This is a genomic window from Clavibacter phaseoli (assembly GCF_021922925.1).
Lineage (GTDB): Bacteria > Actinomycetota > Actinomycetes > Actinomycetales > Microbacteriaceae > Clavibacter > Clavibacter phaseoli.
Genome location: NZ_CP040786.1, coordinates 2,427,390 through 2,440,900, shown reverse-complemented (window position 1 = coordinate 2,440,900; position 13,511 = coordinate 2,427,390). Strand labels below are relative to the sequence as shown.

The 13,511-nt window shown below is 74.1% G+C and carries 16 protein-coding genes; 9 read left to right on the top strand and 7 right to left on the bottom strand.

Annotated features, from left to right (window positions below):
* Nucleotides 1-6: 6 nt before the first annotated feature.
* Both FGI33_RS11435 and FGI33_RS11430 read right to left on the bottom strand, forming a co-directional pair.
* Entirely contained in the window at nucleotides 7-900 is an 894-nt protein-coding gene (locus FGI33_RS11435; protein ID WP_119434394.1) for an SMP-30/gluconolactonase/LRE family protein, read from the bottom strand.
* Nucleotides 897-1,691 carry an SDR family NAD(P)-dependent oxidoreductase gene (locus tag FGI33_RS11430; RefSeq protein ID WP_119434393.1) on the bottom strand — a complete coding sequence of 265 codons (795 nt, stop codon included), beginning with the start codon at nucleotides 1,689-1,691 and terminating at the stop codon, nucleotides 897-899. The genes FGI33_RS11435 and FGI33_RS11430 overlap by 4 nt, the downstream gene beginning before the upstream one ends.
* A 62-nt stretch (nucleotides 1,692-1,753) precedes the next feature.
* On the opposite strand from FGI33_RS11430, the gene FGI33_RS11425 reads away from it, so the two are divergent.
* Together FGI33_RS11425 and pgtP are read left to right on the top strand one after the other, a co-directional pair.
* On the top strand, nucleotides 1,754-2,527 hold the full coding sequence (locus FGI33_RS11425; RefSeq protein ID WP_119434392.1) for an SDR family oxidoreductase: 774 nt from the start codon (nucleotides 1,754-1,756) through the stop codon (nucleotides 2,525-2,527).
* Between the two features lie 82 nt (nucleotides 2,528-2,609).
* A complete protein-coding gene (gene pgtP / locus FGI33_RS11420; RefSeq protein WP_119434391.1) occupies nucleotides 2,610-4,031 on the top strand; it encodes an MFS transporter in 1,422 nt (473 codons plus the stop codon).
* Nucleotides 4,032-4,058: 27 nt separating this feature from the next.
* Here pgtP and FGI33_RS11415 read toward each other — a convergent pair whose 3' ends face one another.
* Together FGI33_RS11415 and FGI33_RS11410 are read right to left on the bottom strand one after the other, a co-directional pair.
* Entirely contained in the window at nucleotides 4,059-4,796 is a 738-nt protein-coding gene (locus FGI33_RS11415) for a response regulator (protein WP_119434390.1), read from the bottom strand.
* Nucleotides 4,793-6,205 carry a sensor histidine kinase gene (locus tag FGI33_RS11410; RefSeq protein ID WP_237581910.1) on the bottom strand — a complete coding sequence of 471 codons (1,413 nt, stop codon included), beginning with the start codon at nucleotides 6,203-6,205 and terminating at the stop codon, nucleotides 4,793-4,795. The genes FGI33_RS11415 and FGI33_RS11410 overlap by 4 nt, the downstream gene beginning before the upstream one ends.
* Nucleotides 6,206-6,512: 307 nt before the next feature.
* On the opposite strand from FGI33_RS11410, the gene FGI33_RS11405 reads away from it, so the two are divergent.
* The gene (locus FGI33_RS11405) at nucleotides 6,513-8,096 is read left to right on the top strand and encodes an MFS transporter (protein WP_119435060.1); all 1,584 of its coding nucleotides are present in this window, start codon (nucleotides 6,513-6,515) and stop codon (nucleotides 8,094-8,096) included.
* 134 nt (nucleotides 8,097-8,230) lie between these two features.
* Nucleotides 8,231-8,635: a VOC family protein gene (locus FGI33_RS11400; RefSeq protein ID WP_119435061.1), complete on the top strand. Its 405-nt coding sequence runs from the start codon at nucleotides 8,231-8,233 to the stop codon at nucleotides 8,633-8,635.
* On the opposite strand, the gene FGI33_RS11395 is transcribed toward FGI33_RS11400, so the two are convergent.
* On the bottom strand, nucleotides 8,632-9,483 hold the full coding sequence (locus FGI33_RS11395; RefSeq protein WP_237581909.1) for an alpha/beta fold hydrolase: 852 nt from the start codon (nucleotides 9,481-9,483) through the stop codon (nucleotides 8,632-8,634). The two genes, FGI33_RS11400 and FGI33_RS11395, sit on opposite strands and share 4 nt — an antisense overlap.
* 87 nt (nucleotides 9,484-9,570) lie before the next feature.
* On the opposite strand from FGI33_RS11395, the gene FGI33_RS11390 reads away from it, so the two are divergent.
* Complete coding sequence (locus FGI33_RS11390) at nucleotides 9,571-10,272, top strand: hypothetical protein (protein ID WP_237581908.1); 702 nt, start codon at nucleotides 9,571-9,573, stop codon at nucleotides 10,270-10,272.
* A 9-nt stretch (nucleotides 10,273-10,281) separates the two neighbouring features.
* Here FGI33_RS11390 and FGI33_RS11385 read toward each other — a convergent pair whose 3' ends face one another.
* Nucleotides 10,282-10,995, bottom strand: a complete 714-nt coding sequence (locus tag FGI33_RS11385) for an SDR family oxidoreductase (RefSeq protein ID WP_119434953.1) — start codon at nucleotides 10,993-10,995, stop codon at nucleotides 10,282-10,284.
* A gap of 72 nt (nucleotides 10,996-11,067) precedes the next feature.
* Here FGI33_RS11385 and FGI33_RS11380 point away from each other — a divergent pair, with 72 nt between their 5' ends.
* Nucleotides 11,068-11,547 (top strand): MerR family transcriptional regulator, encoded by a 480-nt coding sequence (locus FGI33_RS11380; protein ID WP_237581907.1) that lies wholly within the window; start codon nucleotides 11,068-11,070, stop codon nucleotides 11,545-11,547.
* Nucleotides 11,548-11,571: 24 nt separating this feature from the next.
* On the opposite strand, the gene FGI33_RS11375 is transcribed toward FGI33_RS11380, so the two are convergent.
* Nucleotides 11,572-11,934 carry a hypothetical protein gene (locus FGI33_RS11375; RefSeq protein ID WP_119434952.1) on the bottom strand — a complete coding sequence of 121 codons (363 nt, stop codon included), beginning with the start codon at nucleotides 11,932-11,934 and terminating at the stop codon, nucleotides 11,572-11,574.
* A gap of 89 nt (nucleotides 11,935-12,023) precedes the next feature.
* Between FGI33_RS11375 and FGI33_RS11370 the strand changes: the two genes are divergently transcribed.
* The 3 genes from FGI33_RS11370 to FGI33_RS11360 all read left to right on the top strand — a co-directional run bounded on the left by FGI33_RS11370 (nucleotide 12,024) and on the right by FGI33_RS11360 (nucleotide 13,468).
* Nucleotides 12,024-12,560 carry a MarR family winged helix-turn-helix transcriptional regulator gene (locus FGI33_RS11370; protein WP_182623321.1) on the top strand — a complete coding sequence of 179 codons (537 nt, stop codon included), beginning with the start codon at nucleotides 12,024-12,026 and terminating at the stop codon, nucleotides 12,558-12,560.
* Nucleotides 12,561-12,638: 78 nt separating this feature from the next.
* Complete coding sequence (locus tag FGI33_RS11365; protein ID WP_094126565.1) at nucleotides 12,639-13,061, top strand: organic hydroperoxide resistance protein; 423 nt, start codon at nucleotides 12,639-12,641, stop codon at nucleotides 13,059-13,061.
* Complete coding sequence (locus tag FGI33_RS11360) at nucleotides 13,061-13,468, top strand: DoxX family protein (protein WP_119434951.1); 408 nt, start codon at nucleotides 13,061-13,063, stop codon at nucleotides 13,466-13,468. The genes FGI33_RS11365 and FGI33_RS11360 overlap by 1 nt, the downstream gene beginning before the upstream one ends.
* The last annotated feature ends 43 nt before the right edge of the window (nucleotides 13,469-13,511 follow it).

Here is a 13,511-nt window from a genome sequence, read left to right as displayed (position 1 = left end):
GCGCCCTCAGTCCCGGTAGGGCGCGGCCCCCGGCCCCGTGACCCCCGGCCGCACCGCGAACAGCATCCCCGCGCGCGCGTGCCGCGCGGAGTCCTCCGCCGAGTAGCCCTCCTGCGAGGTCGTGATCACGAGGACGTCGCGGTCAGGGCCGACGAAGGCGCAGCTGGAGACCTGGGGCGCGTCGACCCGCACGGATCCGACGTGCTCGCCGGTCGGGGAGAAGCGGCGCACCTCGCTGCCACCCCAGAGCGCGACCCAGAGGCACCCCTCGTCGTCGACGCACATGCCGTCGGGGTGGCCGTCGGCCGGGTCGATCTCGACCACCACCTCGGGATCCGCCAGCCCGCCCTCGTCGGTGACGCGGAAGCGGCGCACCTGCTGCGTGGTCGTGTCGATGTAGAGCATCTCGGAGCCGTCGGCCGAGAAGGCGGTGCCGTTCGAGATGGTGACGCCCTCGAGCACGGTCGTCGCGACGCCCCGGTCGAGGAGGTAGAGCGCGCCCGCGCCGGGCATCTTGTCGAAGGCCATGGATCCGGCCCAGAGCCGGCCGCGCGGATCGACCTCGCCGTCGTTCATGCGGCGCCGGATGCCGTCGGCCGGCAGCACGTGGGCCAGGGGGATCAGCCCGCCGTCCGCAGTGAGGCGGACGAAGCCGTCGCGCGCCGCGAGCACGTGGCCGCCGTCCGCGTGCCGGAGGACCGCGCCGACCGGGCCGCCCACGTGCGTCTCGGTGACGGGCCCGACCGCGAGCGTGACCGGATCCAGCGTGGCCTCGCGCACGATGCCGACGTACTGGTCGGCCCAGAGGAGGGTGCCGCGCTCCTCGTCCCACAGCGGCGCCTCGGCGTGCTCGGAGCGGACGGTGTCGAGCGGCTGCGCCTCCCAGATCGTGACGCTCATCTCGCGCCGTCCCGCGGCCCGCGCTCCGGCGCGCCCTCGCCCTCGTACGCGCGCTGCGGCATCTGCGTCGCGAGCTTGCCGCCGCTCACGTCGACGAGCGTGCCCGTGATGTAGGCGGCTTTGTCGCTCGCGAGGAACACGAGGAGGTCGGCCACGTCGTCGGGCCGCTCCCACCGGCGGATGCTGAGGGTGTCGAGCAGGCGGTCCTGCGCGGGCTCCGGCATCTCGGCGAAGCCGTTCATGGCCGTCGGGATCATGCCGGGCGCGTACGCGTTGACGGTGATGCCCCACGGCCCGAGCTCGCTCGCGAGCACGCGCGTGAACTGCACGACGGCCGCCTTCGACGCGCCGTACGCGGCCGCGCCGACGCTCGGGATGACGGCCGCGAACGACGCCGCGTTGATGATGCGCCCGCCACCCGCCGCCTTCATGGCCGGGATGACCGCCTGCGAGAGCAGGAAGACCCCGCCGACGTTCACGTCGAACGCGGCCTGGAAGCGCGCGGGCTCGAGCGTCTCGACCGGCCCCTCCACGTTGATCCCCGCGTTGTTCACGAGGACGTCGACCCGTCCGGCCGCCTCGACCACCTGCGCGACCGCGGCCTGCACGGAGGCCTGGTCGGTGACGTCGGCGACGATCGCGGTGATCCCCTCCGGCAGCGCATCGCGGAAGCGGAGGTCGAGCCCGAAGACCCGGCAGCCCTCCTCGAGGAAGCGCTCGGCGATGGCGCGGCCGATGCCCTGGGCGGCACCGGAGACGACGACGACCCTGTCGTTGAGGTCGATGAGCATGCGTGTTCCCCACAGTCCTAATAGCGTTTCCCTCAACGTAGGGGTGACCGAGGGAGACCGCCATGTCCGGAGCACGGACGCACGACGACCACGACGGCGACGCGCCTGGGGAGGGATCGGCGGGCCCGCGGACCCTCTGGGTGAGCGGCGCGGGATCCGGCGTCGGCCGCGCGACCGCCGTCGCCGCGGCCCGCGACGGCTGGCGCCTCGTGCTCTCGGGCCGGCGCCGGGAGGCGCTCGAGGAGACGCGCGCGCTCATCGACGACCTCGAATTCACCGCGGTCGTCGCCCCGCTCGACGTCACGGACGACGCCGCGCTCGCCGCCGCCGTAGCGGGCATCGACCGGCTCGACGGCGTCGTGGTCGCCGCGGGTCTCAACGCCCCGCGCCGATCCTGGGCCGACCAGGACCTCGCCGACTTCGACCGCATCGTCGCGACCAACCTCACCGGCCCCGCGCACCAGGTCGCCGCCGCGCTCCCGCTGCTGCGGGCGTCCGGGGGCACGGTCGTGCTCGTCTCCTCGTACGCGGCGTGGACCCACTCGCCGGGCGCCGGGGTCGCCTACAGCGCCTCGAAGACGGCGCTCTCGACGCTCGTGCGCGACCTCAACGCGCAGGAGGCGGGCGCCGGGATCCGCGCCACGCACCTCTGCCCCGGCACGATCGACAGCGACTTCCTCGCGCTCCGGCCGAGCGTGCCCGACGCCGCCGAGCGCGCCGCGATGCTCACGCCCGACGACGTGGCGCGCGCCGCCATGTTCGTGCTCGCCTCGCCGCCGCACGTGCGGATCGACGAGCTGGTTCTGTCCCCGATGTCGCAGCGCGGGGGGTTCTGATCCGGCCCCTTCCCTAGACGATCGTCTTGCGAAGGCGTTGAGTGGTCTGCGGCGCGACGATGCGTCACCAGGAGGCAGCACCATGACCACCGACCAGCGCATCCGACCCGACGGGTCCGCCGTCCGCCGCGGGCTCCTCACCTTCATGGCGGCTCCGCCGCCCGCTCCACGGCTCGACGACGCCACCGTCGCGAAGCGCTACCCCCGCCTGCGCCTGCAGGTGTTCCTGGGCATCTTCATCGGCTACGCGGCCTACTACCTCATCCGCAACAACGTGCCGCTGGTGGCGACGATCCTCCGCGACGAGAACGGCTTCAGCGCCCTCGGCCTCGGGATCCTCACCAACGGCGTGCTCCTCGCCTACGGGTTCAGCAAGTTCCTGAGCGCCATCGTGAGCGACCGCAGCAGCGCGCGCTGGTTCCTCCCCATCGGCCTGCTGCTGTCCGCGTTCGCCAACCTGGTGGTCGCGTTCGTCCCGGCCGTGGGCGCGTCCGTGGCGCTGTTCGCGGTGGTCATGATCGTCAACGGCTTCTTCCAGGGGATGGGCTGGCCGCCGTCCGGCCGCACGCTCGTGCACTGGTTCTCCACCTCCGAGCGCGGCGGGAAGACCGCCATCTGGAACGTCGCCCACAACGTCGGCGGCGCCGGCGCGGGCGGCCTCGCGGGCCTCGCCATCGCGACCTTCGGCACCTGGCAGAGCGCGTTCTGGTTCCCGGCGATCGTCTGCATCGTGATCGCGCTGGTCGCCTTCGTGCTCCTCCGCGACACCCCCGAGTCCGAGGGCCTGCCGCCCATCGAGGAGCACCGCCACGACCCCGCGCCCGTCGAGACCGACGCCGCCGACGAGGGCGCGTCGACCTGGTCGACCATCCGCCGCTACGTCATCGGCAACCGCACCATGGTGAACCTCGCGCTCGCCAACGTCTTCGTCTACACGCTCCGCTACGGCGTGCTCGTGTGGGCGCCCATCTACCTCGCGGACGTGCGCGGCGCGAGCCTCGGCGAGGGCATCGCCGGGTTCTCGCTGTTCGAGCTCGCGGGGATCCCCGGCACCCTCCTCTGCGGGTACATCAGCGACAGGGTCTTCCGCGGGCGGCGCTCGCCGACGGGGATCCTGTTCATGGCGGCGGTCGGCGTGGCCGTGGCGATCTACTGGCTCTCGCCCGCCGACGGTCCGCTCTGGGTGTCGCTCGCGGCGCTCGTGCTCATCGGCGGCCTGATCTACGGGCCCGTCATGCTCATCGGCCTGCAGGCGCTCGACCTCAGCCCCCGCAAGGTCGCGGGCACCGCGGCCGGCTTCACGGGCCTGTTCGGCTACGTGCTCGGCGCGACCCTCGCCTCCACGGGCATCGGCGCCTCCGTGCACGCGTTCGGCTGGGACGTGACCTTCGTGCTGATCCTCGTGTGCGTCGCGCTCGCGATCCTGCTGCTCGCGATCGTGGGCAAGGACGAGTCGGCGCTGCGCCGTCGCCGCGAGGAGCGCGGGGACGTCGCGGCCCGCTGACCCGGGCTTCGTGGTGCCGGGCGCGGATCAGCTCGCGCCCGGCACCACGATCCCGCGCTCGTACGCGAACACGACCGCCTGCACGCGGTCGCGGACGCCGAGCTTCAGCAGCAGGCGCGAGACGTGCGTCTTCACGGTGGCCTCGCCGAGGTAGAGGCGCTCGGCGATCTCCGCGTTGGCGAGGCCCTCCGCGAGGAGGCGCAGCACCTCGAGCTCGCGGTCGGTGAGCGTGGCGACGCGCGGGTCGGTCGGGATGGTCGGCGCGGGAGCGGGCGCGGCGGCGTCGTCGGGGGCGCCGGATCCGCGGCCGAAGCGCTCGATGACCCGGCGCGTGACGTCGGGCGAGAGCAGCGCGTCGCCGCGCGCGATCACGTGCACCGCCTCCACGAGCGACTCCGGCGACGCGCTCTTCAGCACGAAACCGCTCGCGCCCGCGTCCAGCGCGGTGAAGAGATAGTCCTCGCGGTCGAACGTGGTGAGCATGAGGACGCCCGCGGTGATCGCGGGATCCGCGACGATGCGGCGCGTGGCCTCGAGCCCGTCGAGGCGCGGCATCTGCACGTCCATGCAGATCACGTCGGGCGCGAGCGCGGCGGCCAGGCGCACGCCCTCCTCGCCGTCGGCGGCCTCGCCGACCACCTCGATGCCGTCCTCGCTCTCGAGGATCACGCGGATCCCGGCGCGCACGAGCGCCTGGTCGTCGACGAGCAGGACGCGGACGGAGGCGGGCGCGGCGGGTGCCGGGCCGGTCGGGTCGGCGCTCATGCGCGGGTCTCCTCGGGGATCGTCGCGTCGAGCGGGACGGGCATCGGCACGGGCGGCACGACCGCCGCCGTCTCCGTCGGCACCGACGCCCGCACGAGGTAGCCGCCGCGGGCCTTCGGGCCGATCTCGATGGATCCGCCGACCGCCGCCACGCGCTCCCGCATGCCGCGCTGGCCGAGGCCGCCCGGCCCGTTCCGCACGGGACCCGCCGCCGCGGACGCCGCAGCGCCCGCCGGTCCGTGGTCGCTCACCTCCACCTCGACGCGGCCGGCGAGGTAGCGCAGGCGGAGGTCGACGCGCGCACCCGTCCCGGCGTGCTTCCGCACGTTCGTGAGCGACTCCTGCGCGACCCGGTAGACGATGAGGTCGACCGTGGGCGTCAGCGGCCTCGGGGTCCCGATGACGTCGTAGGCGACGGCGAGGCCCGCGCCGCACGCGTCCGCCACGAGCTCGTGCAGCTGCTCGACGCCGCGCGTGGACGCCGTGCGGGTCGGGTCGGCGTCGGCGGCGCGACCCTCGGATCCCCGGCCGTCGTCCTCCTGGCGGAGCGCGACGAGCATGCGGTGCAGCTCCTCGATGGCGCTGCGCGCGTTGTCCTCCACGATGCCGAGCGATGCCGCGGCCTTGTCGGCGTCGCGCGCGAGGACCCGCCTGGCCGCGCCCGCGTGCACGCCCATCACCGAGACGTGGTGGGCCACGACGTCGTGCAGCTCGCGCGCGATGCGCACCCGCTCGAGCGTGACCGCCTGCTCCGCGACGCGCTCCCGCTCGGTCGCGAGCTCGGCCGTGCGCTCTTCGAGCGCGCAGCGGTCGCGCGCCGACGCCCACGCGCGGTCGCCGAAGTACCAGGCGCCGCCGAAGTAGAGGAGGTTGGTGATGATGGAGATGAGGCCGGCGGCGACGGGGGCCGGGATCCAGGCCCCGTCGGGCGCGTTCGCGAAGGTGGCGCCGGAGAGCGAGTAGTAGCCCGACGCCTGCAGCAGCGAGCTGAACAGCCAGGCGAACATGCCGGCGACGATGATCCCGCGCACGACGTTCGCCCGCAGGCGGTTCCTGCCCCAGGCGCCCAGCGAGTACATGGCGATGAACATGGCGATGTTGGAGAAGAGCAGCTCCGGGACGAACTGGTACGCGCCGACGATGAAGGTGGTGCCGAGCACGAGCGTCACGGCCTCCGGCTGCACGCGGCGGAGCGCCAGCGGGAGCGTCATGAGCAGGATCCAGACGGCGATGATCCACGGCGCGGGCTGCGTCGGGTACATGCCGAGCGCGTAGTACTGCATCACGCTGAACGTGGTGAGCACGAGCATCACGAGCGCGAGGATCACGTCGAAGCGCAGCCCGGCGCGGTCCGGCCGCGGGCGCACCCAGAACCGGTCGACGCTGTCGGGGGCGGGTGCGGCGCTCATCCGCCCACGGTATCGACGCGGCCCGGCGCACCGCATCCGCCGGATGACGGAACGGCAGCCGGTGACGGGACCCTGTGGCCGGACATCGGGATAGGCCGCACGGGTCAACCGGTGCCAGACTGACGGGACGGGCGCATCCGCCCGGCCGTCTCTCCCGCACCGCCGCGGATCCCCCTCCGTGCGCGCCGTCCGCCAGCACGAGAGGCGCCCGACCTCCCGTCCCGCGCCCTCGTCGCCCGATCGTGCGCTCGCCCGCCGGATCCGCTCGCACCACCGCCGACGCCCGCGCCGGCACGAAAGGACCCCCATGTCCGACACCACCGCATCCGCCCGCCCGGCGGCCGGCGGCTCCGGCGCGCCCGGCGCATCCGGATCCCCGTCCGCCCCCGTCGTCTCGCGCCGCGCCTGGCAGGCGCTCATCGTGCTGCTCGCCGGCATGTTCATCGCGCTGCTCGACACCACGATCGTGAACGTGGCGCTGCCCACCATCCGCACGAGCCTCGACGCCTCCGAGTCGACGCTGAGCTGGATCATCTCCGGCTACGCGCTCGCGTTCGGCCTCGCGCTGATCCCCGCGGGCCGCCTCGGCGACCGCTACGGGCACAAGTGGGTGTTCGTGACGGGAATCGCGCTCTTCACGCTCGCCAGCCTCGCGTGCGGCGTGGCCCAGGACGACCTCCAGCTCGTGATCGCGCGCGTGGTGCAGGGGCTCGCCGGCGGCCTGTTCGTGCCCGCGGTGACCGCCTTCATCCAGCTGCTGTTCCCGCCGCAGGCGCGCGGCAAGGCGTTCGCCATCATGGGCGCCGTCATCGGCGTCTCGTCCGCGCTCGGCCCGATCGTGGGAGGCCTCATCATCCAGGCCGCGGGGGAGGAGTCGGGCTGGCGCCTGGTCTTCTTCGTGAACCTGCCCGTGGGCCTCGCGACCGTCATCGCCGCGATCTTCCTGCTCCCGAGTCGCCAGGTGGCCGAGGAGGTCGCGGGTGACGTGCGCGCCCAGTCCGGCCAGCAGGGCGGGGGCGCCCCGGCGAAGGCGAAGGCCCCCGCGGCCTCGGGCGTCGACCTCGTCGGCATCCTGCTCGTGAGCGCCGGCCTCGTGGCCCTGCTCGTGCCGCTGATCGACGGCCAGGACCAGGGCTGGCCGCTCTGGACCTACCTCTCCCTCGCCGGCGGCGTCGTGCTCCTCGCGCTCTTCGGCGCGTGGGAGGTCATGCAGACCCGCCGCTCCAAGGGCGTCCTCGTGCCGCCGCACCTGTTCACGCACCCCGCCTTCACGGGCGGCGTGATCCTCGCGATGGTCTACTTCGCGGCCTTCACGAGCATCTTCTTCACCATCTCGATCCTCTGGCAGTCGGGCCTCGGCAACTCGGCGCTCGAGTCCGGCCTCGTCTCGATCCCGTTCGCGATCGGCAGCATCGTCGGCTCCTCGCAGAGCAACCGCCTCACGAACCGCCTCGGCCGCACCGTGCTCGTCATCGGGACGGCGCTCGTGAGCGTCGGCCTCGTCTGGCTGTGGCTCGTGCTGCTGAACACGGCGGCCGCCGACCTCACCAGCTGGATGCTCCTCGTCCCGCTGCTGCTCGCGGGCGTCGGCAACGGCCTCTTCATCGCCCCGAACGCGCAGTTCATCGTCGCGACGGTCGACCCCGCCGAGGCGGGCGCGGCGTCCGGCGTGATCGGCACCGTGCAGCGCGTCGGCTCGGCGGTCGGCATCGCGGTCATCGGCAGCGTGCTCTTCGCGGGCGTCGCGGGCGCGGGGATCCAGGGACCGCAGATGGTGCCGCAGGCGTTCACCGACGCGTCGGCCTCGGCCATGGGCGTCAGTGCGATCTTCGCGGTCGTCGCCTTCGCGCTCGTGTTCGCCCTGCCGCGGCGGGTCTCGCGCGGGCACTGACCCGCGCCGCTCCACCCCTCTCGCCGATCCGGATCCGTCCGGGTCGGCGAGAGCCGTCTCCGGGCCGTATCCGCCGTCGTCCGATCCGCGACCGGCTCTCGACAGCGGCCGTGCGATCCGCGACCCTCATGCGCATGACCCTCTACATCTCCTGCCCGGTCGCCAGCGTCGAGCGCGCGGCCGCCTTCTACGCGGCGCTCGGCTGGACGCGCGACGCGGCCATGTCCGGCCCCGACTCCGCGTGCTTCGCGATCGCACCCGACCAGCGGATCATGCTCCTCAGCCGCGCCGTCTACGCGAGCGTCGGCGGCGTCGAGGAGCTGATCGGCGGACCCGAAACGCCCTCGAAGGTCAACGTCTCCTTCGACCTCGGCAGCCGCGAGGCCGTCGACGAGCTGGTCGAGCGCGCCCGGGCGGCGGGCGGCCGGATCGGCGACACCGACGAGCACCCGGCCATGTACCAGCGCCAGTTCGACGACCCCGACGGGTACCACTACTCGCCGTTCTGGATGGACCCGGCGGCGGATCCCGCGGGCTAGGCGGCCGCGCGGATCCGCTCCCGCAGCCGGCCGAGCGCTTCCGCCGCGCCGTGCAGCACCGCGATGTGGCCGTCGCCCGAGCGGATCACGAGCTCCGCGCCCGGCACCCGGTCGGCGATCCAGCGCGCATGGGCGACCGGGGCGATCCGGTCGGCGTCGCCGTGCAGCAGGATCACCGGCGCGCGGACGGCCTGGAGGTCGACGCCCCAGTCGGCGACGAGCGCGAGGTCGTCGTCGACCATGCCGCCGGGGCCGGCGTCCATCCCGTGCGACGCGACCCCGTTCAGCCAAGCCCAGTCGGTCTCGAGCGCGCGGAGGTCGCCGTCGGTGAACATCGCCGGATCGAACTCGGACGCGGCCAGCTCCTCCTCGAGCGCCTCCCGCCCGGTCACCGCGGCGCGCAGCTCCCGCTCGCCGCCCGCGTGCATGCCGGCGAACCAGTCGAGACCCTCCGCCCGGATCGGCGCCAGGGCAGCCCCGCACAGCGCTCCGAGCACGCGGTCCGGCAGCGCGGCCGCGGCGGCCAGCGCGAGGACCGCGCCGCTCGAGTGCCCGAGCACGGCGAAGCGGTCGATGCCGAGCGCGTCGGCGAGGGACGCGTCGTCGGCCGCCGTGTCGGCGACGCGGCGGCCCGGGTGCCGGGTGGATCCGCCGTACCCCGGCCGGTCGTACGACACCCAGCGGATCCCGCGGCCCGCGGGCGCCTCGACGAGCGGCGCGGGCGGCGGCCCGACGTTCGGGGTGCCGTGGTGGTACACGACCACGAGGTCGGCGCCGTCGCCGGGTCCCGTGTCGTAGAGGTGCAGCGTGCGGCCGTCGGGGAGCCGCAGGTCCGTCTCGGTGAGCATGGGCCGAGCGTAGGCGCGCGTGCGTCCGGCGGACAGGGGCGTGGCGCGACCCGGGACGCGCGCGCCGCACGGTGACAGGATCGGCACATGGACGAGGCGCAGCGCAGCGAGCTCCGGGAGCTCCGCCGTCGCGCGTACGGACCCGTCCCCGACCTCGACGACGCGGAGCTCGACCGGCTGCGGGAGCTCGAGGCGCGCCAGGGCGGGGCCGCCCGCGGATCCTCGGTGTCGGCGGGCGCGCCCGTCGCCCCGGCCGCTCCTGCCCGCGATGACCGCGACGCCGACGACCGCGCCGCCGCCGAGCGCGACCTGGATGACCTGGACGACGACGCCCCCGCCTCCCGCCCGGCCGCCCCGCGCCGCCGCACCGCGATCCTCTGGGCCGCGTCCGTCCTCGTCGCGGTCGGCGCGACCGTCGCGCTCACCTCCGGCCTCGCGTCGATGACGGGCCGCGACGTCGGGACCGTCGCGCTGGATCCCGACCGCCCCGTCCCCGACCGCTGGGACGACTGGTACCAGGACGCCGCCACGGGCGTGGGCGAGTTCCACGGCCTCACGGTGATCGGCCTCGAGAACCCCGAGGACGACGCCGCGTGCGTGACGGTCGTCGCCCCGCGCTTCGCCCGCGGCACGAACCCGATCGGCGGATGCGCGGCCGGCTCGTTCCCGGCCCGGGGCGTCCTCACGGTCACGGGCGACATGCCGGCCGAGCTCCGCGACGAGTTCCCCGAGGGCACGGCGCTCGAGTTCGTGCTCGAGGGCGGATCCGTCCGCGTCACCGCGGGCTAGGCGCGCGGATCAGCCGAGGATCGCGCGCATCCGCTCGTAGAACGGGGCCGGGTCGCCGGCCAGCGAGTCCTTCACCATGCGGCTCCAGTCGTCGACGACGACCTCGACGGATCCCGCGGCCAGGCCGTCGAGCGACGCCCGGGCGACGTCGCGCGGGGCGATCATCGGGCCGTCGTAGCCGGCCATGATGTCGGTGTCGGCGGCTCCGAGGTGCACGCCCTGCACGAGCGTCCCCTGCCCGGCGAGCTCCAGCCGCACCGCGTTGGTCATGTTCCACTCGGCCGCCTTCGCCGCCGCATAGCCGCCGTTGCCCGAGGTCGAGAACCACGACAGCGCCGACAGGATGTTGACGATCCCGCCCCCGCCGTTCGCGGCGAGCACGGGCGCGAACGCGCGGATCACGCCGAGCGTGCCGTAGAAGTGGGTGTCCATCTCGCGGCGGATCTCCGCCATGTCGCCCGTGATGAGCGCGGCGCCCGTGGAGATGCCCGCGTTGTTGACGACGAGCGTCACGTCCTGCGCGGCCTCGGCGGCGGCGCTGACGGACGCCGGCTCGGTGAGGTCGAGGCGCAGCACCTCGACGCCGGGGATGTCGATCGCCTCGGGCCGGCGCGCGGTCGCGTAGACCTTGCGGGCGCCCCGCTCGAGGAGCTCCTCGACGAAGGTGCGGCCGATGCCGCGGTTGGCGCCGGTGACGAGGGCGACCTGATCCTGGATGTCCATGCGTGCTCTTCCTCCTGCCGCCCGCGACGATCGCGCGGTGCGGCGCGGCCTACGCTAGGAGTTGACGTCGACGTGAAGGGCAAGTCCGCCCGGGAGATCGACGGGATCACCACCACGAGGGAAGAGGGCGGCATGCTGCGGATCGGCGACGTGGCGGGGCGAGCGGGCGTCAGCACGCGGGCGCTCCGCTACTACGAGGAGCAGGGCCTGCTGCCGGCCGAGCGCACCACGAGCGGCCAGCGCGTCTACCCGGAGGCCGCGGTCGAGCGCGTGCAGCTCATCCAGCAGCTGTTCGCGGCGGGCCTCCCGAGCCGCACGATCCGCCAGCTGCTCCCGAGCGTCGACTCGGGCGTCGCCGCACCCGAGTCGCTCGCGCTCCTGCGCTCCGAGCGCGACCGGATCACCGCGGCCATGGCCGAGCTCGAGCGCGCCCGCGCGGAGCTGGAGCGCGTCATCGACATCTGCCTGCACCCGACCCCGGAGCACTGCCCGGCGCTGCGCGAGGGCGGGGCGGCGTACGAGCCGTCGCGCGAGGAGATCGTCGCGGCCTGACCGCGGTCCGCCGTGGAGACGGCCCTACGGCCGCTCGTCCACCACGCCCACGAAGCGGCTGCCGATCCCGTCGACCTCGCGGCGGGCGAGGCCGAGCGCGGGCTCGGGGAGCTCGTCGGGGGAGTGCCGCTCGCAGGAGAGGTAGGAGAACTCCGGCCACCACTTCTTCGGGCGCACGGCCTCGGTGAAGCCGCAGACCTCGCACGTCAGCTGCACCCAGACGGGGCGCTTGCCGGACGAATTGGCGCGGGACTGGGCGAGCCAGGGCGGCGGATCCTGGTCCATCGCCGTGATCTCGGACTCGGGGACGCGCCCCGGGATGCCGTGGCGCGTGGCCATCTCCAGCGGGATGCCCAGCCGCAGCGCGGCCTCTCGTCTCGTGATCATGTCGCTCCAGGGTACGCGGGCGGCGCTCGTCCGCTGGGCATCGCCCTAGATGGATTGCGCACAACCTTGTTCCGTGGCAGGGTCGACGCATGACCGATCGCAAGCCCTGCGCCCCCGCCGACGAGACGGCGCCGCCCGCGCGCATCGCCGACGAGCTGGTCTGCTTCTCGCTCTACACGGCGTCCCGATCCACCACCCAGGCCTACCGCGCACTCCTCGCGCCGTGGGGCCTCACCTACCCGCAGTACCTCGTGCTGGTGCTGCTGTGGTCGGGCGACGACCGCACGGTCACCGAGCTCGGGCAGCAGCTCGACCTCGACTCGGGCACGCTGTCGCCGCTGCTCGCGCGGATGGAGGAGGCCGGCTTCATCGCCCGTCGCCGCATCTCCGCCGACCAGCGCGTCGTCACCGTGTCGCTCGCCGAGCGCGGCCGCACCGTGCGGGCCGAGCTCGCGCACGTGCCCGCGGCGATCATCCGCGGCATGGGCCTCGACCTCGACCGCGCGCGCCAGCTCCTCGCCGCCCTGCACCTCGTCACCGCGGGGATGCAGGAGACGACCGCGGAAGCGCTCGCGCAGTCCGCGACCCGGCCGGCCGAGGCGTCGGCGAGCACCCGCACCCCCTGATCCGCACCACCCCCCTGGCCGCGCATCCGCCGCGGCTGCCCCGGCCGCCACGAGCGGCCACGAACGGAAGGAACAGACATGGACGCCCTCTACACCGCGGAGGCCCTCGCCACGGGAGCCGGCCGCGACGGCCGCGTGGCCGTCAGCGACAGCGACCTCGCGCTCGACCTCTCCATCCCCAAGGCCATGGGCGGATCCGGCGAGGGCGCGAACCCCGAGCAGCTCTTCGCCGCCGGCTACGCCGCGTGCTTCCACTCCGCGCTGCAGGGCGTCGCCCGCGCGCGCAAGGTGAAGATCGCCGACTCCAGCGTCGGCAGCCGCGTGAGCATCGGATCCAACGGCCAGGGCGGCTACATGCTCGCCGTGCACCTCGAGGTCGTCATCCCCGGGGTCGAGCACGACCTCGCGCAGGAGCTCGCCGACCAGGCGCACCAGGTCTGCCCGTACTCGAACGCGACCCGCGGCAACATCGAGGTCGTCGTCACGGTCTCGGACGACTGATGGCCGGCCTCGCCCGCACGTCCTTCCCGCGCACCGCCGCCCGCGTGGTGCTCGGCTCGTTCCTCGCGTTCGCCGGCGTCACGCACCTCACGGTCGCGCGCGAGGAGTTCCGCGCGCAGGTCCCGAAGTCGCTGCCGGTGCCCGAGGACGTGACCGTCGTCGGATCCGGCATCGTCGAGATCACGCTCGGCTCGGCCCTGCTGTTCGCGCGCTCGCGCCGCGGCCTCGCGGGCTGGGCGGCCGCCGCGTTCTTCACGGCGATCTTCCCGGGCAACATCGCCCAGTACGTCCACAAGCGCGACGCGTTCGGCCTCGACACCGACGCCAAGCGCTTCCGCCGGCTGTTCTTCCAGCCGGTGCTCATCGGCCTGGCGCTGTGGTCGACGGGGGCGCTGAGGAAGCGCTGATCCACCGCACGCACGGCTGACGGCCACCGGGACCCGGAAAGGG

Bases quoted from the DNA above. Each gene is read 5' to 3' on its own strand.
- FGI33_RS11370 (WP_182623321.1), top strand. From the start codon at position 12,024: ATGACCGATCGCAAGCCCTGCGCCCCCGCCGACGAGACGGCGCCGCCC.
- FGI33_RS11415 (WP_119434390.1), bottom strand. From the start codon at position 4,796: ATGAGCGCCGACCCGACCGGCCCGGCACCCGCCGCGCCCGCCTCCGTC.
- FGI33_RS11405 (WP_119435060.1), top strand. From the start codon at position 6,513: ATGTCCGACACCACCGCATCCGCCCGCCCGGCGGCCGGCGGCTCCGGC.
- FGI33_RS11385 (WP_119434953.1), bottom strand. From the start codon at position 10,995: ATGGACATCCAGGATCAGGTCGCCCTCGTCACCGGCGCCAACCGCGGC.
- FGI33_RS11425 (WP_119434392.1), top strand. From the start codon at position 1,754: ATGTCCGGAGCACGGACGCACGACGACCACGACGGCGACGCGCCTGGG.
- FGI33_RS11365 (WP_094126565.1), top strand. From the start codon at position 12,639: ATGGACGCCCTCTACACCGCGGAGGCCCTCGCCACGGGAGCCGGCCGC.
- FGI33_RS11435 (WP_119434394.1), bottom strand. From the start codon at position 900: ATGAGCGTCACGATCTGGGAGGCGCAGCCGCTCGACACCGTCCGCTCC.
- FGI33_RS11395 (WP_237581909.1), bottom strand. From the start codon at position 9,483: ATGCTCACCGAGACGGACCTGCGGCTCCCCGACGGCCGCACGCTGCAC.
- FGI33_RS11410 (WP_237581910.1), bottom strand. From the start codon at position 6,205: ATGAGCGCCGCACCCGCCCCCGACAGCGTCGACCGGTTCTGGGTGCGC.
- pgtP (WP_119434391.1), top strand. From the start codon at position 2,610: ATGACCACCGACCAGCGCATCCGACCCGACGGGTCCGCCGTCCGCCGC.
- FGI33_RS11375 (WP_119434952.1), bottom strand. From the start codon at position 11,934: ATGATCACGAGACGAGAGGCCGCGCTGCGGCTGGGCATCCCGCTGGAG.
- FGI33_RS11430 (WP_119434393.1), bottom strand. From the start codon at position 1,691: ATGCTCATCGACCTCAACGACAGGGTCGTCGTCGTCTCCGGTGCCGCC.
- FGI33_RS11400 (WP_119435061.1), top strand. From the start codon at position 8,231: ATGACCCTCTACATCTCCTGCCCGGTCGCCAGCGTCGAGCGCGCGGCC.
- FGI33_RS11360 (WP_119434951.1), top strand. From the start codon at position 13,061: ATGGCCGGCCTCGCCCGCACGTCCTTCCCGCGCACCGCCGCCCGCGTG.
- FGI33_RS11390 (WP_237581908.1), top strand. From the start codon at position 9,571: ATGGACGAGGCGCAGCGCAGCGAGCTCCGGGAGCTCCGCCGTCGCGCG.